Origin of the sequence: Catellatospora paridis (genome assembly GCF_009720365.1) — a bacterium.
Classification (GTDB): domain Bacteria; phylum Actinomycetota; class Actinomycetes; order Mycobacteriales; family Micromonosporaceae; genus Catellatospora; species Catellatospora paridis.
Genome location: NZ_ML769314.1, coordinates 253,567 through 274,792 on the forward strand (window position 1 = coordinate 253,567; position 21,226 = coordinate 274,792).

At 72.5% G+C, this 21,226-nt stretch carries 16 protein-coding genes; 11 read left to right on the plus strand and 5 right to left on the minus strand.

Features of this window, described 5'->3' with window-relative positions:
* Nucleotides 1–63: 63 nt before the first annotated feature.
* Together F9C41_RS41180 and F9C41_RS10255 are read right to left on the minus strand one after the other, a co-directional pair.
* A complete protein-coding gene (locus F9C41_RS41180; RefSeq protein WP_230689474.1) occupies nucleotides 64–1,317 on the minus strand; it encodes an aminotransferase class I/II-fold pyridoxal phosphate-dependent enzyme in 1,254 nt (417 codons plus the stop codon).
* A 75-nt stretch (nucleotides 1,318–1,392) separates the two neighbouring features.
* Entirely contained in the window at nucleotides 1,393–4,440 is a 3,048-nt protein-coding gene (locus F9C41_RS10255) for a putative bifunctional diguanylate cyclase/phosphodiesterase (RefSeq protein WP_230689475.1), read from the minus strand.
* Between the two features lie 258 nt (nucleotides 4,441–4,698).
* On the opposite strand from F9C41_RS10255, the gene F9C41_RS10260 reads away from it, so the two are divergent.
* Nucleotides 4,699–5,454, plus strand: a complete 756-nt coding sequence (locus tag F9C41_RS10260) for a hypothetical protein (RefSeq protein ID WP_155386467.1) — start codon at nucleotides 4,699–4,701, stop codon at nucleotides 5,452–5,454.
* 76 nt (nucleotides 5,455–5,530) lie between these two features.
* On the opposite strand, the gene F9C41_RS10265 is transcribed toward F9C41_RS10260, so the two are convergent.
* Complete coding sequence (locus F9C41_RS10265) at nucleotides 5,531–7,120, minus strand: sodium:solute symporter family protein (RefSeq protein WP_155386907.1); 1,590 nt, start codon at nucleotides 7,118–7,120, stop codon at nucleotides 5,531–5,533.
* Between the two features lie 53 nt (nucleotides 7,121–7,173).
* A complete protein-coding gene (locus F9C41_RS41185) occupies nucleotides 7,174–7,383 on the minus strand; it encodes a DUF3311 domain-containing protein (protein WP_230689477.1) in 210 nt (69 codons plus the stop codon).
* 230 nt (nucleotides 7,384–7,613) lie between these two features.
* Here F9C41_RS41185 and F9C41_RS10275 point away from each other — a divergent pair, with 230 nt between their 5' ends.
* The 7 genes from F9C41_RS10275 to F9C41_RS10305 all read left to right on the plus strand — a co-directional run bounded on the left by F9C41_RS10275 (nucleotide 7,614) and on the right by F9C41_RS10305 (nucleotide 15,146).
* Complete coding sequence (locus F9C41_RS10275) at nucleotides 7,614–8,801, plus strand: acyl-CoA dehydrogenase family protein (RefSeq protein ID WP_230689478.1); 1,188 nt, start codon at nucleotides 7,614–7,616, stop codon at nucleotides 8,799–8,801.
* Complete coding sequence (locus F9C41_RS10280; protein WP_196279705.1) at nucleotides 8,798–9,907, plus strand: acyl-CoA dehydrogenase family protein; 1,110 nt, start codon at nucleotides 8,798–8,800, stop codon at nucleotides 9,905–9,907. The genes F9C41_RS10275 and F9C41_RS10280 overlap by 4 nt, the downstream gene beginning before the upstream one ends.
* Nucleotides 9,908–10,144: 237 nt before the next feature.
* Entirely contained in the window at nucleotides 10,145–10,981 is an 837-nt protein-coding gene (locus F9C41_RS10285) for an ABC transporter ATP-binding protein (RefSeq protein ID WP_155386469.1), read from the plus strand.
* The gene (locus F9C41_RS10290; RefSeq protein WP_155386470.1) at nucleotides 10,978–11,703 is read left to right on the plus strand and encodes an ABC transporter ATP-binding protein; all 726 of its coding nucleotides are present in this window, start codon (nucleotides 10,978–10,980) and stop codon (nucleotides 11,701–11,703) included. Before F9C41_RS10285 ends, F9C41_RS10290 begins: the two co-directional genes overlap by 4 nt.
* Before the next feature lie 36 nt (nucleotides 11,704–11,739).
* A complete protein-coding gene (locus F9C41_RS10295) occupies nucleotides 11,740–12,618 on the plus strand; it encodes a branched-chain amino acid ABC transporter permease (protein WP_155386471.1) in 879 nt (292 codons plus the stop codon).
* Nucleotides 12,619–12,674: 56 nt separating this feature from the next.
* Nucleotides 12,675–13,781 carry a branched-chain amino acid ABC transporter permease gene (locus F9C41_RS10300; protein ID WP_230689479.1) on the plus strand — a complete coding sequence of 369 codons (1,107 nt, stop codon included), beginning with the start codon at nucleotides 12,675–12,677 and terminating at the stop codon, nucleotides 13,779–13,781.
* An 87-nt stretch (nucleotides 13,782–13,868) separates the two neighbouring features.
* Nucleotides 13,869–15,146, plus strand: coding sequence for an ABC transporter substrate-binding protein (locus F9C41_RS10305; protein WP_155386473.1), 1,278 nt, complete (start codon nucleotides 13,869–13,871; stop codon nucleotides 15,144–15,146).
* 126 nt (nucleotides 15,147–15,272) lie between these two features.
* Here the strand turns inward: F9C41_RS10305 and F9C41_RS10310 are convergent, their stop codons facing one another.
* Nucleotides 15,273–16,493, minus strand: coding sequence for an acetyl-CoA C-acetyltransferase (locus tag F9C41_RS10310; RefSeq protein WP_155386474.1), 1,221 nt, complete (start codon nucleotides 16,491–16,493; stop codon nucleotides 15,273–15,275).
* Between the two features lie 191 nt (nucleotides 16,494–16,684).
* Here F9C41_RS10310 and F9C41_RS10315 point away from each other — a divergent pair, with 191 nt between their 5' ends.
* The 3 genes from F9C41_RS10315 to F9C41_RS10325 all read left to right on the plus strand — a co-directional run bounded on the left by F9C41_RS10315 (nucleotide 16,685) and on the right by F9C41_RS10325 (nucleotide 21,130).
* Nucleotides 16,685–17,458 carry an SDR family oxidoreductase gene (locus F9C41_RS10315; RefSeq protein WP_407924691.1) on the plus strand — a complete coding sequence of 258 codons (774 nt, stop codon included), beginning with the start codon at nucleotides 16,685–16,687 and terminating at the stop codon, nucleotides 17,456–17,458.
* Between the two features lie 211 nt (nucleotides 17,459–17,669).
* Nucleotides 17,670–18,290 (plus strand): TetR/AcrR family transcriptional regulator, encoded by a 621-nt coding sequence (locus F9C41_RS10320; protein WP_155386475.1) that lies wholly within the window; start codon nucleotides 17,670–17,672, stop codon nucleotides 18,288–18,290.
* A gap of 71 nt (nucleotides 18,291–18,361) precedes the next feature.
* Nucleotides 18,362–21,130, plus strand: a complete 2,769-nt coding sequence (locus tag F9C41_RS10325) for a LuxR C-terminal-related transcriptional regulator (protein ID WP_230689480.1) — start codon at nucleotides 18,362–18,364, stop codon at nucleotides 21,128–21,130.
* Nucleotides 21,131–21,226: the final 96 nt, after the last annotated feature.

Below are 21,226 nucleotides of genomic sequence, written 5' to 3' on the forward strand. Positions count from 1 at the left end.
GCCTGACCCGGTTCGACTGGGGCCGCGACCGGCCGGGGCCGCGGCGGTATGCGGCGAGGCCGCTCAGGCCAGGGCCCGGCGGAGGGCGCCGCGGCCGTCGAGCTCGGTCAGCACCGTGTTGAGGTGGTCGACCTGCTCGTCGGTATGCGCGGAGGTCAGCTGCACCCGGAAGCCGACCTGCCCCCGCGGCACCAGCGGGTACGCGGCCAGCGTGACGTACACGCCGCGCCGCCAGAGCAGGTCGGCCACGTCGGCCAGGTCGTAGCCGGGCGACAGGGGCAACTCGATCACCGGTGTCCGGTGCCGGTTGGGGGTGTGCACGCTCAGCGACTCCAGGTGCGCCAGGACCCGGGCCGTCAGCCCGTGCAGCGTGGTGCGCAGCTGCTCGCCGCGGGCCTCGTTGACGTCGAACCCGGCCAGCACCGCGGCCAGCGAGTGCACGGGTGACGGTCCTGAGTAGAGGTAGGGCGGGGCAGCCAGTTTCAGGTGCTCCTTCACCGCGGTCGGCACCGCCACGAACGCCAGCAGCGCCGAGTAAGCCTTGGAGAACCCGCCGACCAGCACCACGTCGTCGTACGTCTGCCCGCAGTGGCGCACCACCGCGTTGCCGCGCGACCCGTACGACGTGGCTGCCCCGTCGCCGCGTTCGCCGATCACGCCGAAGCCGTGCGCGTCGTCGACGTAGAGCAGCGCGCCCCACTCGCGGCAGATCGCGGCGAGCGCGGGCAGGTCCGGGATGTTGCCGGTCATGCTGTTCACGCCGTCGAGGCAGACCACCCGGGGATGGCCGGCGTCGGCCGAGCGCAGCAGCCGCACCAGCTCGTCGGGATCGTCGGCGCGCCAGCGGTAGAGCTGCGCGCCCAGCCCGCGGGCGTACGAGCCGCCGTCGTAGATCGTCTTGTGCGCGCCGGCCTCGACGAACACCGCACCGCCGCCGACCAGCGCGGGCAGCACCGACATGTGGATGTGGGTGATCGTCGGCAGCACGAGCGTGTCGGGCGCGCCGAGCAGTTCGGTCAGGCGCTGTTCGATCTCGGGGTAGAGCCGCGGGTTGCCCAGCAGCCGTGACCAGCCCGGATGGGTGCCCCAGCGGCGGACGGCCGCCTCACCCGCCGCGATGATGTCCGGGTCGAGGTCGAAGCCGAGGTAGTTGCAGGAGGCGAAGTCGATCAGCCACCGGTCCCCGATCCGGATGCGCCGCCCGTCGACCTCCTCGATGACGGCGTCGTACATCGGGGTCTGCGCGCGCAGCCGGTCGAGCTGGTCAGTCGAGGGGACCCTGTGCGCATCCGGCATGTGCGCCGACGCCTTCGTCATGCCGGCTGCCCGCTGCTCACGCCTTCTCCGCGCTGCGCTCGCCGGTGACATCTCCGCGCCCATTGATTCGCTCGCTCATGCGGCCACCTTCTGCTCGGTGATGAAGCTGATGGCCTGCTCGCTGGTGAGCGGGCGGGCGAACAGGAAGCCCTGGCCGTAGCGGCAGCCGATGCGCGACAGCAGGTCGCGTTCGACGGTGCGCTCGATGCCCTCGGCGATCACCTGCAGGCCGAGCGTGTGGGCCAGCCGGACGATGCCGTCGACCAGTGCCGCCTGCTGCGCCGACGAGGCGATGGTGCTGGTGAACAGCCGGTCGATCTTCACCACGTCCAGCGGCACGTGGCGCAGGTAGCTCAGCGACGAGTAGCCGGTGCCGAAGTCGTCGATGGCCACCCGGATCCCGGTGGTGCGCAGCTCGGTGAGGTCCTCCCAGACCCCGTCGTCGTCGCGCAGCAGCAGGCTCTCGGTGATCTCCAGCATGAGCTGGTGCGGCGGCAGGCCCTCCTCGGCCAGGGTCTCGTGCAGGCTGGCCACGAAACCCGGGGTGCGGAACTGGCGTGCGGACACGTTGATGCTGACGTACGGCACCGAGGTCGGTCCGGCCTCGCGCTGCCACCGCGCTGCTTCGGCGACGGCAGCGCGCAGCACCTGGTCGCCGATCGCCACGATCTGCCCGGACTCCTCGGCGACCTCGATGAACTCGCCCGGCAGCAGCCGGCCGCGGGCGGGGTGGTTCCACCGGACCAGTGCCTCGTACCCGGCGGTGATGCCGGTGCGCAGCTCGACGATGGGCTGGAACTCGACGGTGAACTCCTTGCCGGCGATCGCCTGGTCCAGCTCGGTGCGCAGCTCCAGCCGCTCCACGATGGCGGTGTGCAGGTCGGGCAGGTAACGACGCCACTGGCCCTTGCCCTCGCCCTTGGCGACGTACAGCGCCAGGTCGGCCTGCCGCAGCAGTTCCGGGGCGCTGCGGGCGTCGGCGCTGGTGGCGATGCCGATGCTGGCGATGCCGGAGACCGGCCGGTCGTCGATGGTGAACGGCTCGGCCAGCGCGGCCACGATCCGGTCGGCGACCTCGTCGATGGTGGCCGCGTCCGGGGCTCCCTCGATCAGCGCGGCGAACTCGTCGCCGCCGAGCCGCGCCGCCACGTCGTCGGCCCGCAGCACCCCGGCCAGCCGCTCGCCGACCGCGCGCAGCAGCCGGTCCCCGTGCTCGTGGCCGAGGGTGTCGTTGACCACCTTGAAGTCGTCGAGGTCGATGAAGAGCACGCCGACGACGGAGCCGTCCGCGTCGGCGCGGGCGATGGCCTGGCCGATGCGCTCGGCGAAGCGCACCCGGTTGGCCAGGCCGGTGAGCGAGTCGTGGTACGCCAGGTGGGTCAGCTCGGACTCCATCCGGCGCTGCTCGGTGACGTCGCGCATGGTCACCACCAGGCCGTTGACCGTCGGTTCGTCGCGCAGGTCACGGCAGGAGACCTCGGTCTGCACGGCCGTGCCGTCGGGGCGCAGCACGGTCCAGTCGGCGGTGTCGACGGTCTCGTCCTCGGCCGCGGCCAGCCGGAACAGGTCGGCCACCAGGGTGTGGTGCGGGCTGTCGACCAGCTGTGAGAGGTTCTTGCCGGGTAGTTCCGCGGTGCCGAAGACGGTGGGCGCGGACGGGCTCGCATACCGGATGCGCCCGCCGTCCGGTTCGACGATCAGGATCACGTCCGAGGTGTTGTGCACCAGGGTGCGGAAGTATCGCTCGCTGTTGTGCCGGGTGATCTCGTTGCTCAGCATGATCCGCTCGATGGCGAGGGCGGCCTGCGCGGCGACCAGCTCCATCGGCAGCTGCAGGTAGCTGAGCGAGTTCTCGTCGGAGGAGATCAGCAGCATGCCGATGTGCGGGTCGCCGGTGGGCCGGTCCTCCAGCGCCAGCGGGCAGATCATGGTGATCTCGAAATCGCCCATCTGGGCCGCGATGTCCGGGGGCAGCGATTTGGTGAAGCGCAGTCGCGAACCCATGGTGGTGGGCGCGGGGTGGAACAGCTCGGGCGCGGTGCCGTCGTTCATCACCATGGCGACCCGGTAGTCCGAGCCGGGCGGCAGCAGCCGTTCCGCGGTGCGTTTGAGCGCCCAGGTGACGCCCTCCACCGTGGTCGCCGACATGAGTGCGGCGTTGCTGGCCCGGATGCCGCTGGTGCGGATGGTGTTGCCGCGATAACTGTTGATCACGCCGAACAGCCGGATCAGCACCAGGAGCACCGTGGTCACCACGAAGGCGACGATGACCATCGGATACCGCAGCCGGTCCTGGCCCACGCCGACCACCAGGACCGCGAGCGGGATGAGCACGAACAGGGTCAGCAGCGCCTGGTGCATCGCGCGCATCTCGCGGGGTCTGACCACGCGCGGAGTGGTCAGGTCGGCCATCGAGGGATGCAGCGCGGCCGCGCCCCAGCAGGTGTAGAAGACGATCCAGCCCAGGTCGACCGGGCCGCCGACGGTCCAGTACCCGTGCAGCTGGACCAGGCCGTACATGACGTCGGCGGCCAGCAGCCCGACCGCGCCCACGGTCAGCAGCGCCACCGTGGGGCTGAACGGCACCACGGAGATCAGCCGGCCGACCGTGGCCAGGATGAGGATGTCGCCCAGCGGGTAGGCGACGGACACCAGGCGCTGGCTCATGGTCAGGTCCTGGTTGAGGATCTGCGGGCTGATCAGGAAGATCCACGAGAGCAGGCCCAGTCCGGCCGTGACGATCAGCGCGTCCAGGGGGACGGTGCGGTCCCGGCTGGCCGCGCCCGCCTTCGACAGGCCGAGCAGGCCGATCGTGACCGCGGGGTACATCGCCAGGTAGAGCATGTCGGCCGGGGACGGGAACGGGTTCACCTCGCCCAGCATGTCGGTCATGACGTTGTACAGCGTGTCCCCGGCGGAGAGCAGCAGCAGGCCGGCGATGATCCAGAACCACGGGGACCAGCGGCGCGGGCGGTAGCGGTACAGGCCGTAGACGATCGCCCCGGCGCTGCTCAGGCCGATCGCGCTCCATAGCAGGATGTGCCAGCTCGGCAGGGCGTAGAACAGTGCCGCCAGGACGGCCATCCAGGCTCCGTACCAGGCCATCACTTTGCGGGCTGACACGCTCCTCCTTCCGGCGGGGCGGCATGCGGCCCGAATTAGGTAATTATGACAGCTTTTCGTATACCTTATCGCCTCACAGCGCGCCGGCGGCAAGAGATATGGCCAGGTCAAGGGCTACTTGCGTAGTTCGTCCCGGCTGCCGGGGGGCCGACGGCCGGGAACGCGAGACCTGGACCACAAAGGGTACAAGTCCGGAACACCGGAAATGCTCCCTCGGTTGAATCCCCTCGTACGCAATCCCAACGAAGGGACCTACTCGTGGTCAACGTCGACCTGATGGCACGGCACCTGCCCGCACTCAAGCGCGTGTCCTTCCGGGCAGTACTCGCCGCCACCGGCATGGCAGTGCTCACCGGCATCGCCGGAGCACCGGCCAGCGCCAGCCCCGTCACCGCCAACGCCCCTGAGGCGAAGGCAGTGGCACGGGCCGTAGCGGCACCCGCCACCGCCACCAAGACCGAGTCGGCCGCGGCAGTCGCCGCAGCGCCGGTCGCCAAGCCGGCGACCAAGGCGCCCGCCGCAGCCAAGAAGGCCGAGCAGGCCGCCAAGGCACCGAGCCGCCAACAGCTGATGCCGGCTCCCGTAGCGGAATACCAGGAGACTTTCCGGCCCACCGCCGAGCAGAAGCGCAACGCGGAGGTCATCATCGAGACCGGCCAGAAGATGGGCCTGCCCCCGCGCGCGTGGGTGATCGCGGTCGCGACCGCGGCGCAGGAGTCGACCCTGAACAACCTGGGTCACCTCGGTGACATGAACGACCACGACTCGCTGGGCCTGTTCCAGCAGCGTCCGTCGGCCGGCTGGGGCACCCCGGCCGAGATCACGGACCCGGTCTACTCCTCGAAGGCCTTCTACAACGGCCTGAAGAACGTCGAGGGGTACGACACGATGGCGCTGACCGACGCGGCGCAGACCGTGCAGGTCTCGGCCTTCCCGGACCACTACGCCAAGTGGGAGAAGCTGGCCGCGGACCTGGTCCTGGCCAAGTACGGCCAGGGTCCGTACGCCGCCTGACACAACGCAGTACCGCAGTACGCAGCTCCGGCCGCGCCCGTCTTCGGACGGGTGCGGCCGGAGCTTTCTGCGCTCTTCAGCGGGCGGCGTGGGCGCCTACGCGGGGCCGGGTGGGGCCGTCGAGGAGGGCGTCGGAGTGGCGGGGGGCGGTGGTGGTCGCGTCGGCGAAGTAGTCGGCGGGGCGGGTGGCGTCGATTCCGGCAGGGACGCGCAGGGCGCGGAGGAGCAGGGTGGCGGCTACCACGATCACCAGGTTCACGGCCAGGGCGATCAGGCCGGTGTAGACGGCGGCGCGGGTGTCGAAGCCGAGCTGGGCGAGCGGGAGGTTCGAGCCGCCGAAGTGGGTCTTGAGGATGCGGCCGTCGGGGGCGCGCTGGGGGACCAGGTAGAGCAGGAGCAGGCCGGTGCCGAGGCCGCCGAGCAGGCCCGCGGCCAGTGCCCAGCGGTGGAACCAGTTGGTCCACAGGCCGAGCACCACGGCGGGCACCGTCTGCAGCACGATGACGCCGCCGATCAGCTGGAACTCGATGGAGAACTGCGGGTCCAGCAGCAGGATGAAGACCAGTGCGCCGAACTTCGCCAGCAGCGACACCCAGCGGCTGACCCGGGCCTCCTCGCGCGGTGACGCGCCGGGGCGCAGGTATTCGCGGTAGATGGAGCGGGTGAACAGGTTCGCGGCGGCGATGGACATGACCGCGGCCGGGATGAGGGCGGCGACGCCGACGGCGGCGTACGCGATGCCCGCGCACCAGGCCGGGAACACCTCGTGGAACAGCTGCGGCACGACCGTGTTCAGGTCCCCGCCGACGGGGCGCACGCCCTGGCCGATCGCGAAGAAGCCGAGCATCGCGACCAGCCCCAGCGCCAGGCAGTAGACCGGCAGCGCGGCAGCGTTGCGCTGCACCGTGGCCCGGTCGCGGGCGGCCAGGATCCCGGTCAGCGCGTGCGGGTACGCGAAGATCGCCAGCGCGGAGCCGAGCACCAGGGTGAGGTAGCCGATCCAGCCGCCCTCGGGCAGCAGCAGCCCGCTGGCGGGGGAGACGTCGTTCGTGAAGCGCTCGCCGGCTCCCCGGAACGCCGCGGACCAGCCGCCGGACATGGCGACCAGCAGCACGATCGCCAGCACCAGCCACAGCAGCAGCACGTCCTTGGCGATGGACAGCAGCGCGGGCGCGCGCAGCCCGGACCGGAAGGTGCAGATCGACGCCACGACCACGGCGACGGTCAGCGGCCACTCGCCGGTGACGCCGAGCGTCCTCATCACCGCCTGCAGCGCCACCAGCTGCACCGCGATGTACGGCATGGTGGCCACGATCCCGGTGACCGCGACCAGGGCCGCCAGCCCGCGCGAGCCGAACCGGGCCCGGGTGAACTCGGCCGAGGTGACGAAGCCGTGCGCGTGCGAGACCGACCAGGTGCGGGTACTGATCAGGTATGCCATCGGGGCGGTCATGATGGCGAACGGCACCGCGAAGAAGCCGGCCGCGCCGACGCCGTACACCAGCGCGGGCACCGCGATGTAGGTGTACGCGGTGTACATGCTGCCGCCGAGCAGGAACCAGGTGACCCAGTTGCCGAACGCGCGCCCGCCGACGCCCCACTCCTCCAGCGAGTGCAGGCTGTGCGGCCGGCGCCAGCGGGCGGCGGAGAAGCCGAGCAGCAGCATCGCCCCCAGCAGCACGGCGAAGACGCCGATCTCGACCTGCCGTGCGGTCACGGTCACCGCCCCGCCCTGGTCATCCGGTGCACGAACGTGGTGACCGCCATCGCCAGCACCGCACAGCCCACCTGATACCAGTAGAAGAACGGGATGCCCCAAAGCTGCGGTTCCAGCCGGTTGTAGAGGCCGACCGGCAGCGGGGCGAGGATCGGGATCAGCAGCAGCCACCGCCACCCCCGCCGTGCCGGACGTGCGCCGAATTCGGGCACCTGACGTCTCCTCTCGTCCCGTCCCGGCGACGATCGGACGCGCCGGGGAGCACGCTGGGTAATCAGGACACTGTCCGGTCGTAACGCGCCGGAGACATCGGCGAAATCACCGGTCTTGCGGCTCGCGATCATCGCCGGTGGCCGCCCCCTTCCGCCGCGGCCGTCTCGCGCTTATATTGCACTCGCAGTGCATCTAGTTTGCGCCGAGGGGACCGAGGGTGGGAGGGCACGTGACACAGCCGGTGACGGCCGAGGACCTGCAGGAGCGGGTCGACGGCTTCCTGGCCGGGCACGATGTGGCGGGCGACCGGCGGGAGTTCCTGCGCGCCCGGTTCGACGCCGGGCTGGCGTGGGTGCACTATCCGGACGGTCTGGGCGGGCTCGGTGCACCGAGGGTGCTGCAACCCGTGGTGGACCAGCGGTTCGCCGCGGCGGGCGCGCCGGACAACAGCCCGCGGCGCATCGGCATCGGTCTGGGCATGGCCGCCCCGACCATCCTGCGCCACGGCACGGCCGCGCAGCGCGCGCGCTTCCTGCGTCCGCTGTGGACCGCCGAGGAGGTCTGGTGCCAGCTGTTCAGTGAGCCCGGCGCCGGGTCCGACCTGGCCGGCGTCGCCACCCGCGCGGTACGCAACGGCGACGGCTGGCTGATCGACGGGCAGAAGGTGTGGACCTCCATGGCGCACCAGGCGCGCTGGGGCATCCTGCTCGCCCGCACCGACCCGGCCGCCGCCAAGCACGCCGGGCTGACCTACTTCCTGTGCGACATGCACGCCCCCGGCGTCGAGGTGCGGCCGCTGCGGCAGGCCACCGGCGAGGCCGAGTTCAACGAGGTCTTCCTGTCCGGCGTACGGCTCGACGACGAGCTGCGGCTCGGCGCGGTCGGCGAGGGCTGGGCGGTGGCGCGTACCACGCTGATGAACGAACGGGTCGCCATCGGCGGGGCCGCGCTGCCCCGCGAGGGCGGGATGATCGGCGTGCTGGTCCGCACCTGGCGCACGCGGCCCGAGCTGCGCACTCCCGCACTGCACGACGAGGTGCTGCGGCTGTGGGTGCGCGCCGAGGCGCTGCGGCTGACCGGCATCCGGCTGCGCCAGCAGCTGGCCGCGGGCGAGCCCGGCCCGGAGGGCTCGGCGATGAAGCTGGCCTTCGCCGCGCTCACCCAGCAGATCTCCGGCACGGAGGTGGAGTTGCTGGGCGCCGAGGGCCTGCGCCACGACCACTGGCGCGCCGACCGCCCCGAGGAGCTCGACCTGATCGGACGCGGCCCCACGTACCGCTGGCTGCGGGCCAAGGGCAACTCCATCGAGGGCGGCACCTCCGAGGTGCTGCGCAACATCGTCGCCGAGCGGGTGCTCGGCCTGCCCGCCGAGCCGCGTCAGGACACCGGCGCCGCCTGGAAGGACCTGCCCCGATGACCCTCGACCTGCGCTACACCGAAGAGCAGGAGGCCCTGCGCGACTCCGTGCGGGCGATGCTCACCGACCGCGCCCCGTGGGCGCGCGTGCTCAAGGTCGCCGAGAGTCCCGAGCCGGACGACGCCGACCTGTGGCGGCTGCTGTCCGCGGAGACCGGGCTGGCCGCCCTCGCCGTGCCCGAGCACCTGGGCGGCGCGGGCGCGACGCTCGCGGAGACCGCGGTGGTGCTGGAGGAACTCGGCCGAGCCGTCGCACCCGTGCCCTATCTCGGCACCGCGGTCGCCGGGCAACTGCTACTGCACCTCGGCGACGGCGAGCTGCTGCGGGACCTGGCCGGTGGCGAGGTGGTCGCGCTGGCCCTGCCGTTCGACGTCGGTCCGGCGGCGTCCGGGCTGCGGCTGCCGGGTGTCGAGGTGTCGACGGCCGCGGACGGCAGTCCGCTGCTCAACGGCACGGTGAGCAGCGTCGCCGACGCGCTGCGGGCGCGGGTGCTGCTGGTGCCCGCGGGCGGGGCGCTGTTCGCGGTCGAGGCGGACGCGGCCGGGCTGACCCGGACCCCGGTGGCCTCGCTGGACGAGACCCGGCCACTGTGCGACCTCTCCATGTGGAACGCACCGGCGCGGTTGCTGGCAGCGGGTGACCGTGCCGCGGCGGGGCTCGACGCGGCGCTGGTCGCGGGCGCGGCACTGCTGGCTTCGGAGCAGCTCGGGTTGGCCCAATGGTGTCTGGACACGACGGTGGAGTACCTGAAGACCCGGTTCCAGTTCGGTCGGCCGGTCGGCTCGTTCCAGGCGCTCAAGCACCGGCTCGCCGACCTGTGGGTGGAACTGGTGCAGGCGCGGGCGGTGGCCCGCCACGCCGCGGCCGCTGTGGCGGTGGGCGATCCGGACGCGCGGCTGGCGGCGGCCCTGGCCCAGGCGCACTGCGGCCCTGTCGCGGTGCGCGCGGCCGAGGAGTGCGTGCAGATGCACGGCGGCATCGGCTTCACCTGGGAACACCCGGCCCACCTGTACCTGAAGCGGGCCAAGAGCGCCGCCGTCGCCTACGGCACCGCCGCCCACCACCGAGCCGCCCTCGCCACCCTCGCCGACCTCGTTCCCGCGTGACCCCGCGACGCGGAGGTTGCTTCACCGAGCGTGCAAATAAAGATCGACTCGACGGTGTCCGGAGTGGGCGCAGGGCATGTTCGCGCCCCGAAGATCATGCGATTTGAACGACTTCGTGCAGTGAGGTCACGGGGTCGTAACAAGGGTATTGACGAGCCGTTTCTCAAACCTACACTCCTAGTGTAATAACTTAGCCATCCCTCACATCGACCCCGATCCCGACCTGTAGAGGTGACGATGAAACCGCCGTCCGGCGAGACAAGCGCGGCAGGCCACAGCCTGTTCCTGCGGGGTATCGGGGTGCGCTTCGGCGGGCTGACCGCACTGGACGACGTGTCCCTCGAGGTGGCTCCCGGCCAGGTGGTCGGGGTCATCGGCCCCAACGGCGCGGGCAAGACCACGCTGTTCAATGTGGTCTGCGGACTGGTCCGGCCGACCTCGGGCACGCTGGAGCTGAACGGCGTGCGCCTGTCGCCGTCGCCGCACCGGCTGGCCGGCCTCGGCATCGCCCGCACCCTGCAGGGCGTCGGCCTGTTCCGCGGGCTGACCGTGCTGGAGAACGTGATGGCGGGCGCGACCTGCACCGCCCGCGCCGGTTTCTTCTCCGGCCTGCTCGGCCTGCCCCGCAGCGACCGCGACGAGCGGCGGCTGCGCGAGCAGGCGTTGACGCTGCTGGAACGCTTCGGCGTCGCGGCGTACGCGGCGGCGCTGCCCGGCACCCTGCCCTATGCCGTCGGCAAGCGGGTCGCGCTGGCCCGCGCGCTGGCCGCCCGCCCCCGCCTGCTGCTGCTCGACGAGCCCGCGGGCGGGCTGGGCGCGCAGGACATCGCGGAGCTGGCTGAGCTGATCACGACCCTGCCGGCCGAGGCGGGTTGCTCGGTGATGCTCGTCGAGCACCACATGGACCTGGTGATGGCTGTCTGCGACCGGATCGCGGTGCTCGACTTCGGACGCCTCATCGCCACCGGCACCCCGCAGGAGGTGCGCGACGACCCCGCGGTGGCCGAGGCCTACCTCGGCGCCGAGGTCGACGCGGCCACCCCGTCCATCAGCCGCCAGGAGGCTTCGGCATGACCGCTGACGACGTGATCCTGCAGGTGCGGGGCCTGACCGCCGGGTACGGCGCGGCGCCCGTGCTGCAGGAGGTGGACCTCACCGTGCGGGCCGGGACCATCGCGGCGGTGCTGGGGGCCAACGGCGCGGGCAAGACCACCCTGCTGCGCACCCTGTCCGGGCTGGTCCGGCCGAGTGGCGGCGAGATCGTCTACGGCGGGCAGCCGCTGCGCGACGTGCCGGTGGAGCAGCTCGTGCGCCGGGGCATGGCGCACGTGCCGGAGGGTCGGGGCGTCGTCGCCGAGCTGACCGTCGACGAGAACCTGCGGCTGGGCGGCCTGTGGCGGCGCGACCGCGAGGACGCGGGCAAGGCGCTGGCCGAGGTGTACGAGCTGTTCGAGCCCCTGGCGCAGCGCCGCCGCAGCGCCGGGCACCAGCTGTCCGGCGGCGAGCGGCAGATGCTGGCGCTGGGCCGGGCCCTGGTGGCCCGCCCGAAGCTGCTGCTGCTCGACGAGCCGTCGCTGGGCCTCGCGCCCCGCGTCATCGCGCAGATCATGGCGCTGCTGCGGCACCTGCGCGACAGCACCGGCCTGACCGTGCTGCTGGTCGAGCAGAACGTACGCAGCGCGCTGTCGGTGGCCGACGAGGCGGTGGTCATGTCGCTGGGCCGGATCGTGACGGCGACCAGCGCCGACCGGCTGCGCGACGACGAGGAACTGCGCCACGCCTATCTGGGCTTCTGAGCCCCCGCCCTGCTACTGCGAGTAAGGAGGTATCCGTTGGACCGCTTCGTCTTCCTCACCTTCGACGGCCTGTCCAAGGGGGCGGTGCTGGCCGCGTTCGCGCTGGCCCTGGTGCTGATCTGGCGGGCCGCGCGCATCGTCAACTTCGCCCAGGGGGCGATGGCGGTGGCTGCGGCGTACGCCGGCTACAGCGTCACCACGGCGACCGGCTCGTACTGGCTGGGCTTCGGCGCGGCGCTGGTCGGCGGGCTGCTGATCGGCATGGTCGTCGAGCGGGCGGTGATGCGGTTCGTGGACCACAGCTCGCCGCTGTCCGAGGTGATCGTGGCGCTCGGCCTGGTCCTGGTCATGCAGGCGGTGCTGGGCATGGTGTACGGCAACGAGTTCCTGCCCGCGGGCACCCCGTTCAGCCGCAACGCGCTGAGCGTCGGGGAGGTGCCGCTGCTGTCGCGATACGACCTGTTCGTCTTCGGGGCCGTGCTGCTGGTGCTGCTGGGGCTCGCGCTGCTGTTCACGCGTACCTCCGTCGGCCTGCGCATGCGGGCCTCGGCCTTCGCGCCCGAGGTGTCGCGGCTGCTCGGCGTGAACGTCGGCGGGATGCTGACGCTGGGCTGGGCGCTGGCGTCGGCGGTGGGCGCGCTCGCCGCGATGCTGGTCATCCCCACCGAGCTGGGCCTGCACCCGCACGCGATGGACCTGGTGTTCGTGTCCGCGTTCACCGCGGCTGTGGTCGGCGGGCTGGACAGCCCGCCCGGCGCGGTGGTCGGCGGCCTGACCGTCGGCCTGATCCTCTCGTACGTCAGCGGCTACCTGGGCAGCGACGTCACCCCGATGGCAGTGCTCGTGCTGCTGCTCGCGGTGCTGCTGGTCCGTCCGGGCGGCCTCTTCTCCAGCACCGTGGCGAGGCAGGCATGAGCGAGCGAACCGGGTCAGCGGGAACCGAGACCGCCGACGAGCGGGCAGGAGAAGGCGTGAGCGAGCAGACCGTCAGCCCGGCCGCCGCCGCACCCGCACCACGGCGGGCCGGACTCCTGCCTGGCCTTTTCGGCCGGTCGACGCTGCTCCGTCACCTGATCCTCGCGGTGCTCGCCGGGGTGCTGCTGTTCCTGCTGACCCAGCAGCTCGACCCGTTCCGCAACTTCCAGTTGGCCACGGTCGCGGCCTACCTGTGCGCGACGGCCGGGCTCACGTTGCTGGTCGGCATGAACGGGCAGCTGTCGCTGGGGCACGGGGCGCTGATGGCCGTCGGTGCGTACACCGTGGCGCTGGCCCAGAACGCGCTGGCCGAGCGGGGGATCACCGGCAACCAGGTGCTGCCGTTGTCGCTGGCCCTGGGGGTGCTGGTCACCATGGTCGCGGGCGCGGTCATCGGGCTGGCCGCCGCCCGGCTGCGCGGGCCGTACCTGGCGGGCGTGACCCTCGCCGTGGCGGTCGCGGTGCCCGCGGCGACGGTCACCTTCGACGAGACGTTCAACAGCGAGCAGGGCCTGTCGGTGGCCGTCGAGCCGCCGCCGCTGTCGCTCGGGCTGTACTTCCCGAACGAGCGTTGGCAGGCCTGGGTCGCGCTGACCGGGGCGCTGCTGACCATGCTGCTGCTGGCCAACCTGGTACGCAGCCGGGTCGGGCGCAACCTGCGCGCGGTGCGCGACGACGAGGTGGCCGCCCGGCTGGCCGGCATCCACGTCGGGCGTACCCAGGTGCTGGCCTTCGTGGTGAGCGCGGCCAGCGCCGGGCTCGGCGGCGGCCTGATGGCGCTGCTGGCGCAGAGTGTGTCGCCGGGTGCGTTCTCGCTGACCCTGTCGCTGTTCCTGCTGATGGCCGTGGTCATCGGGGGCCTGGGCAGCCTGTCCGGTGCGGTGTGGGGAGCGCTCCTGCTCGTGGCGCTGCCCGACCTGACCCACGACAGCGCGCAGTGGGTGTCCCTGTCGCCCGCGGTGGCGCAGCGGCTGGAGGGCAACCTCCCGCTGGCCGTCTTCGGGCTGACCCTGATCGTCGTGATGATCGCCGCCCCGGGCGGCGTGCAGGGCCTGCTGCGCCGGATCGGCGCGAGGGTCCGGCGGCGGGCGCCTGCCCGCTGATCTCACGACCGCACCACCGTACCAACTGCTCCACCTTGTTATATCGATAATCATCAATGTAAGCGTGACGGAAGGACCGGTGTTTCCATGAACGCCCTGACCCGACGCGGGCTCTCGCTCGCCACGGCCGCCGTGCTGCTCGCGGCTGTCGCGGCCTGCAGCGAGGACGCGAACACCCCGCCGGCCGACGTGCCCGGCGTGACCGCCGGCGAGATCGTGGTCGGCACGCACATGCCGCTGACCGGTCCCGCCGCGGCCGGCTACTCCGAGATCGCCCCGGCGAGCAAGGCGTACTTCGACTACGTCAACGCCAACGGCGGGGTGCACGGCCGCAAGATCACGTACAAGTTCATGGACGACGGCTACAACCCGGCCAACACCCAGACCGTGGTGCGCAAGCTGGTGCTGGAGGACAAGGTCTTCGCCGTCCTCAACGGCCTGGGCACCCCCACCCACACCGGCGTGCTGGACTTCCTCAAGACCAACCGGGTGCCGGACCTGTTCGTCGCCTCGGGCAGCCGCAGCTGGAACCAGCCGGACAAGTACCCGGGCACGTTCGGGTTCAACACCGACTACACGGTCGAGGGCAAGATCCTGGCCACCCACATCAAGGCCACGTACGCGGGCAAGAAGGTCTGCTTCATGGGCCAGGACGACGACTTCGGCCGGGACAGCCTGGTCGGCGTCGAGCAGGTGCTCGGCGCGGGCGCCGTGGTCGCCAAGGAGAAGTACGTCACCAGCAACCAGAACGTCGCCCCGCAGATCGGCGCCCTGAAGGCGGCCGGTTGCGAGGTCGTCGTGCTGGCCACCGTGCCGGGCTTCACCGCGCTGTCCCTGGGCACCGCGGCCCGCCTCGGCTTCAAGCCGCAGTGGGTCGTGTCCAACGTCGGCTCGGACTACCTGACCCTGTCCAAGGTGCTCGGCGCGGGCAAGCCGCTGCTCGAGGGCATGGTCGGCATCTCCAACCTGCCGTCGCCGGTGGACATGAGCGACCCGTGGACCGCGGCGTTCAAGAAGATCCACGACCAGTACAACGGCAGCGCCCCGTTCAACGGCAACACCGTGTACGGCATGTCGGTGGCGTACCTGTTCGTGCAGTCGCTGCAGGCGGCCGGCAAGGACCTCACCCGTGAGGGCCTGATCGCGGCCGTGGAGAAGGGCGGCTTCAAGGGCCCCGGCCTCGCCCCGTTCCGCTTCAGCAAGGACAACCACTCCGGCATGGGCGGCGGCAAGCTGACCAAGGTCACCGCCGGCAACCAGGAGTTCTTCGGCCCCGTCTACGAGACCGACTCCGCCGCCGGCCCGGTCAACGAGTTCAAGGAGGAGCGCCCCGCCCCTCCCGCCAACTCCATCCCGGCAGCCTGACCCCTTCCCGCGTCGATCATGAACTTATGGCACGGCTCGACGGCGTGTCCCTGCCATAACCTCATGATCAACGCCCGGTGAGCATCGGCCCGGCATGCGGAATGCATGCCGGGCCGGTGGGGTGGGTCAGGAGAGGCGTTCGAGGACCATGGCCATGCCCTGGCCGCCGCCGACGCACATGGTCTCCAGGCCGATGGACTTGTCGTGCCGGCGCAGGGAGTTCAGCAGGGTGGTGGTGATGCGGGCGCCGGTCATGCCGAAGGGGTGGCCGACGGCGATCGCGCCGCCGTTGACGTTGAGCTTGTCCCAGTCGAGGCCTAGTTCGGCGGCGCTGGCGACGACCTGGACGGCGAACGCCTCGTTGATCTCGACGAGGTCGACGTCGTGGATGGACATGCCCGCGCGGGCGAGGGCCTGCTTCGACGCCTCCACCGGGCCCAGGCCCATGATCTCGGGGGACAGGGCGGACAGGCCGGTCGAGACGATGCGGGCCAGCGGGGTGATGCCCAGTTCGGCGGCGCGGGTGTCGGACATGATGACCAGGGCCGCCGCGCCGTCGTTGAGGGGGCAGCAGTTGCCCGCGGTGACAGTGCCGTCGGGCCGGAACACCGGCGCGAGCCCTTCCAGCGCGGACAGGGTGACCCCGGCGCGCGGGCCGTCGTCGGCGCTGACCACCGTGCCGTCGGGCAGCGTGACCGGGGTGATCTCGCGGGCCCAGAACCCGTCCTTGATCGCCTGCTCGGCGAGGTTCTGCGAGCGGCAGGCGAACTCGTCCTGCAGCTGCCGGGACACGCCCCTGAGCTGGGCGACGTTCTCGGCGGTCTGGCCCATCGCGATGTAGACGTCGGGCAGCTCGCCGTCCTCACGGGGGTCGCGCCAGGTCGGCGCGCCGCCGGTGGCCCGCTGCTCGGTGCGCGCGAGCGCGCCGTCGTAGAGCGGATTACGGGTGCCGGGCATGCCGTCGCTGCGGCCGTTGCCGTAGTGCGACACCGATTCGACGCCGACGGAGAGGAACACGTCGCCCTCGCCGGCCCGGATCGCGTGCAGCGCCATCCGGGTCGTCTGCAGCGAGGACGAGCAGTAGCGGTTGACGGTGGTGCCGGGCAGGTGATCGAACCCCAGCATGGTGGCGACCACCCGGCCGAGGTTGTGGCCCTGCTCGCCGGCGGGCTGGCCGCAGCCGAGCAGCAGATCGCCGATCTCGCGCGGGTCGAGGGCGGGCACCTGGTCCAGCGCCGCCCGGACGATGTCGGCGGCCAGGTCGTCGGGGCGTTTCGTGGCCAGCGATCCCTTGTTGGCGCGGCCGATGGGGGAGCGGGCCGCGGCGACCACCACAGCTTCAGGCACGGTCGGATCCTTTCACGAGTACGGGCAAACTTTGTGCACTTAAGCTGCATCTTTCGGCGCGGCCCTGTCAATGCCGTGCCAGGTGGGCCATGTCACGATGACCGTCTTCCGTTGACCGCCCGCGCGGCGCTCCCTAATATCGGCACTGCTAGTGCAACTAAACCCTTCCTGGAGGAGTCCACGTGACCGCCCTGGAACTCGACGGCGCCGCGATCGTCGTCACCGGCGCCGGCTCCGGCATCGGCGCCGCGATGGCCCGCCGCTTCGCCGCGGCCGGCGCCCGGGTGGTCGTCAACGACCGCGACCCCGTCGCGGCACAGCGCGTCGCCGACGAGATCGGCGGGCGTGTCTTCCCCGCCGACGTGGCCGACGAGGCGCAGGTCGCCGCGCTGGTCGACTACGCGTGGGAGTCCTTCGGGGCGCTGGATCTGTTCTGCGCCAACGCCGGTGTCGCACCGCCCGCCGACGGCGCCCGGGCCTGGGAACTGGCCTGGCGGGTCAACGTGCAGTCGCATGTGCTGGCCGCGCAGGCGCTGCTGCCGCGCTGGCTGGTCGCCGGGCAGGGCCGGCTGCTGGTGACGGCGTCGGCGGCGGGGCTGCTCACGATGCTCGGCAACGCGCCGTACGCGGTCACCAAGCACGCGGCCGTGGCCCACGCGGAATGGCTGCGGGCCACCTACGCCCACCGCGGTGTCGTGGTGCAGGCGCTGTGCCCGCAGGGTGTGCGCACGCCGATGCTGGATTCGTCGGGCCCAGGCGGCAGCGTGCTGCTGGACCCCGGTGCGATCAGCGCCGAGGAGTGCGCCGAGGCCGTGGTGACCGCGCTGGGCGGCGACGCCTTCCTGGTGCTGCCGCACGCCGAGGTGGCCGGCTTCTACACGCGCCGCGCCGAGGACCCCGATCGCTGGCTGCGCGGCATGAACCGCCTGCAGCAGGACCTGGAGCAGCGGCTGGCGGACTCGTGAGGCCGCGACCCGGCACCATCGTCCCGGCCTCGGGACGCGTCGCCGGCCCGGCGGTGTCGCGTCTCGCCGTCCCGGCGGAGGCGGGCATCGCCGTCCCGATCGTGGGACGGCGACGAGCGGCCGGATCCCGTCGTGAACGACGCGACTACACTCTGCGTGCACGTTTGGGCGGCGCGGTGTGCAGCACCGTCGAGAGGTTGGCGGGAGCGGTATGAGCAGGACCGGCACCGAGGGCAGGGTCGACGGGCGCACCGCCCGTGCCGAGCGCACCCGGGCCGCCATCGTGGATGCGCACCTCGCGCTGATCACGGAGGGTGACCTGCGGCCGACCGGCGAGCGCATCGCCGAGCGGGCCGGGGTCTCGCTGCGCGCGCTGTGGACCAACTTCACCGACATGGAGACGCTGTTCGAGGCCAGCGGCGTGCGCGTGCTCGCCCGCCAGGACGCGGCCTACCGGCCGGTGGACCCCTCGCTGCCGCTGCACCGGCGAGTGGAGGAGTACTGCCGCCAGCGGGCCGAGCTGCTGCAGCTGATCGCGCCGATGGCCCGCGCCGCGGCGATGCGCGAGCCGGTCTCCGCGCAGCTGCGCCGCAATCGGCTCAAGCACATCGAACGGGTACGCGACGAGGTGTCCGCGCTGTTCGCACCCGAGCTGGAGATGGCCGGCCCGGGCCGGGACCAGCTGCTGGCCGCGCTGACCGCGTCCACCATGTGGCCGGCCTGGTCGATGCTGCTCGACGGGCTCGACCTCGACGTCGACGCCGCCCGGGGTGTCATGGTGCGCACCGTCACCGCGCTGCTGCTCACCGCGATGGCGTCGGGGATGGCATAAGCGGCACGATCCGCGTCTTTCCAAAGCCGTTACTTATAGGTAACACTGTCGGCATGGTAAATGCATCGACAGTGCACATACCAGTGCTGCGCGGGCGTGCCCGTGAGCAGCAGACGATCGCCGAACTCCAGGCGGGGGCGGCCGGCGGGCTAGGCGGAGCGCTGCTCCTGCACGGCGACCTGGGCGGCGGCAAGACCGCCCTGCTGCGCCACGCGGCGGCCACCGCCCCGGACGGCACCGTGCTGCTGTGGGCCGCCGGTCTGGAGGAGGAGTCCGACCTGCCGTACGCCGGGCTGCAGAGCCTGCTCCAGCCGGTCTGCGAGCGGATCGCGGAGCTGCCGTCGCACCAGGCGCGGGCGCTCACCCGGGCGCTGTCCGGTGAGGGCTGCGCCGCCGACGACCGGCTCGCCCTGTCCATGGCCGTGCTCACCCTGCTGAGCACGCTGGGCCGGGAACACCCCGTGCTGTGCTGCGTCGACGACGCCGACGCGCTGGACCGGTCGTCACTGGACGCCATCGCCTTCACCGCGCGCCGGGCCCATACCCACCGGGTGACGCTGCTGCTCACCTCCACCGCCGAACTCCCGCTCAACGGCGTGCCACAGCTCCCGCTCCGGCCGCTGGAACCGCAGTCGGGCCGCGCCCTGCTGGCCGACCTGCTGCACCATCCCGGGGTCGACGAGGAACCGCGGCTGTGGGGCGTCCGCGGCGTGGATACGGGCGACGACGTGCTGGCGGCGTTGGCCACTCTCGGTGGCGGCAATCCGCGTGCGCTCACCGATCTGGCCGCCTCGCTCAGCGACAGCCAGGTCGCGGGGGAGGCCCCGCTGCCGACCCGGCTGCCCGCCGACAGCACGCTGCTGCGGACCTACCGGGCCCGGCTCGACCGGCTGCCTGCGGACACCCGCTGGCTGCTGCTGCTGGCCGCCGCCGACGAGGAGACCGATGCCGCGGGCCTGATGCGGGCCGCGCACAGCTCCGGCGTGGACATCGCCGCGCTCGCGCCCGCCGAACGCGGCGGCCTGGTCCGGGTGAGCCGGGGCGGAATCGTGTTTCCGCAGCCCATCGCGCGCGCCCTGGCGTACGAGGAGGCGCCCCTGGCCCAGCGCCGCGCCGCCCATCTGCACCTGGCGCAGATCCTCGACGCCGACACCGAACGGCTGCGCCGCGCGGTGCACCTGGCCGCGGCCGCGTACGGCCCCGACGCCGAACTCGCCGAGGAGCTGGAGGAGGCGGCGGCCGGCGGCGGTTACTCGCGCGCCTCCGCGGCGCTCGAGCACGCCGCACAGCTGACCACCGAACCCGGCGGCGCGGCCAGCCGGCTGGTCACCGCCGCCCGGTACGCCTGGCAGTCCGGCAGCGCGGGACGGGCCCGCAGCCTGCTGCGCCGCGCCCGGCCGACGGCGCGCGGCGTGTCGGCCGAGAGCGAGGTGCTGTCCGGGGAGATCGAGCTGCGCGCCGGGGCCACCGCGAACGCGGCCGAGTCGCTGCTCACCATCGCCGACCGGCTCGCCGCCTCCGAACGCGAGCTGGCCGTGCTGGCGCTGATGCGGGCCGGTGAGGCCGTCTGCTTCTCCGGCGACTACCCCCGCTACGCCGAGGTGGCGAGCCGGGCCGCGGCGCTGCGCCGCCCCGACGACCCGCCGGAGCTGGAGGTGGTGTTCGAGCACATCGCCGGGTTCGGGTACACCTTCGGCGGCCGCCACCACCGCGCGATCGGCCCGCTGCAGCGCGTCGTCGAACTCGGCGCCGCGCTGGACACCGCGTCCCCGCTGACCTGTGCCAGCGCTGCCGCGCTGCTGCTGGCCGACGACGTCGGCGCACACCGGCTGGCCGCCCGCGCCGTCGAGGTCGCCCGGGAGAGCGGCGACGTGTCCGCGCTGCCGCTGGCCCTGGAGATGACGGCGTACGCCGAGTACTGGCTCGGCCGCTACGACGCCGCGGCGGCCACCAGCCTGCACGGGCTACGCGCCGCGCGGGCCTGCGGGCAGGGCAACTACGCCGGGGACCACCAGGCGATGCTGGCGGTGCTCGCGGCCATCCGGGGCGACCGCGAGCAGGCCCTGCGCCACATCCGCGACATCGAGGTCGCGCCCGGCACCGGGCAGACCAACCGTCCGAAGGCGCTGAGCCAGTGGGCTCTGGCGGTGCTCGACCTGATCGCGGGCCGCCCCGCCGACACGGTCGCCCGTATCGCGGGCATCGCCTGCCCGGTCACCGGCCGGGGGCACATCGTGGTGCAGGCCATGGCCACGCCGTGGCTGGTCGAGGCGGCCGTCCGGGCGGACGACCGGGAGCAGGCGGTGGCCGCGCTGGCCGGGTTCGACCTGTGGGCGGCGTCCACCGGCGACCCGGTGCGCCGGGCGCTGTCGGCCCGCTGCCACGCCTTGCTCGCCCCGCGCGGCAGCGCCGCGGCCGAGGAGCACTTCCAGCAGGCGCTCGCGCTGCACCTGGCCGGGGAGGCCGACTTCGAGCAGGCCCGCACCGAGCTGCTCTACGGCCAGGAGCTGCGCCGCGCCCGCCGTCCCCGCGACGCGCGCGAACACCTGCACCGGGCGCTGGAGACGTTCACCCAGCTCGACGCCCCGGCCTGGGCCGACCAGGCCCGCGCCGAGCTGCGGGCGGCCGGCGAGGCGGTGGACGCCCTCGCGGTGCGCGCCGCCGACGTGCTCACCGCCCAGCAACTCCAGATCGCCCGCCTGGTCTGCGACGGCGCCACCAACCGCGAGGTCGCCGCTCAGCTGTTCCTCAGCCCCCGCACCGTCGACCACCACATGCGCAACATCTTCGCCCGCCTCGGCATCCGCTCCCGCATCGAACTCGCCAAAGCCCTCACCTAACCCGCCCGCCCCGCCCCTCCTGCCGCAACTCTTAAAGAGTCGCGCCCCCCGGCCCGACCGGAAGCCGCAACTCTTCAAGAGTTGCGACCCGGGCGG

What these genes read in the sequence shown, in the direction of transcription:
- F9C41_RS10285 (WP_155386469.1), top strand. Translation starts at nt 10,145, where the DNA reads ATGAAACCGCCGTCCGGCGAGACAAGCGCGGCAGGCCACAGCCTGTTC.
- F9C41_RS41180 (WP_230689474.1), bottom strand. Translation starts at nt 1,317, where the DNA reads ATGACGAAGGCGTCGGCGCACATGCCGGATGCGCACAGGGTCCCCTCG.
- F9C41_RS10320 (WP_155386475.1), top strand. Translation starts at nt 17,670, where the DNA reads ATGAGCAGGACCGGCACCGAGGGCAGGGTCGACGGGCGCACCGCCCGT.
- F9C41_RS10290 (WP_155386470.1), top strand. Translation starts at nt 10,978, where the DNA reads ATGACCGCTGACGACGTGATCCTGCAGGTGCGGGGCCTGACCGCCGGG.
- F9C41_RS10280 (WP_196279705.1), top strand. Translation starts at nt 8,798, where the DNA reads ATGACCCTCGACCTGCGCTACACCGAAGAGCAGGAGGCCCTGCGCGAC.
- F9C41_RS10305 (WP_155386473.1), top strand. Translation starts at nt 13,869, where the DNA reads ATGAACGCCCTGACCCGACGCGGGCTCTCGCTCGCCACGGCCGCCGTG.
- F9C41_RS10265 (WP_155386907.1), bottom strand. Translation starts at nt 7,120, where the DNA reads ATGCTGCTGCTCGGCTTCTCCGCCGCCCGCTGGCGCCGGCCGCACAGC.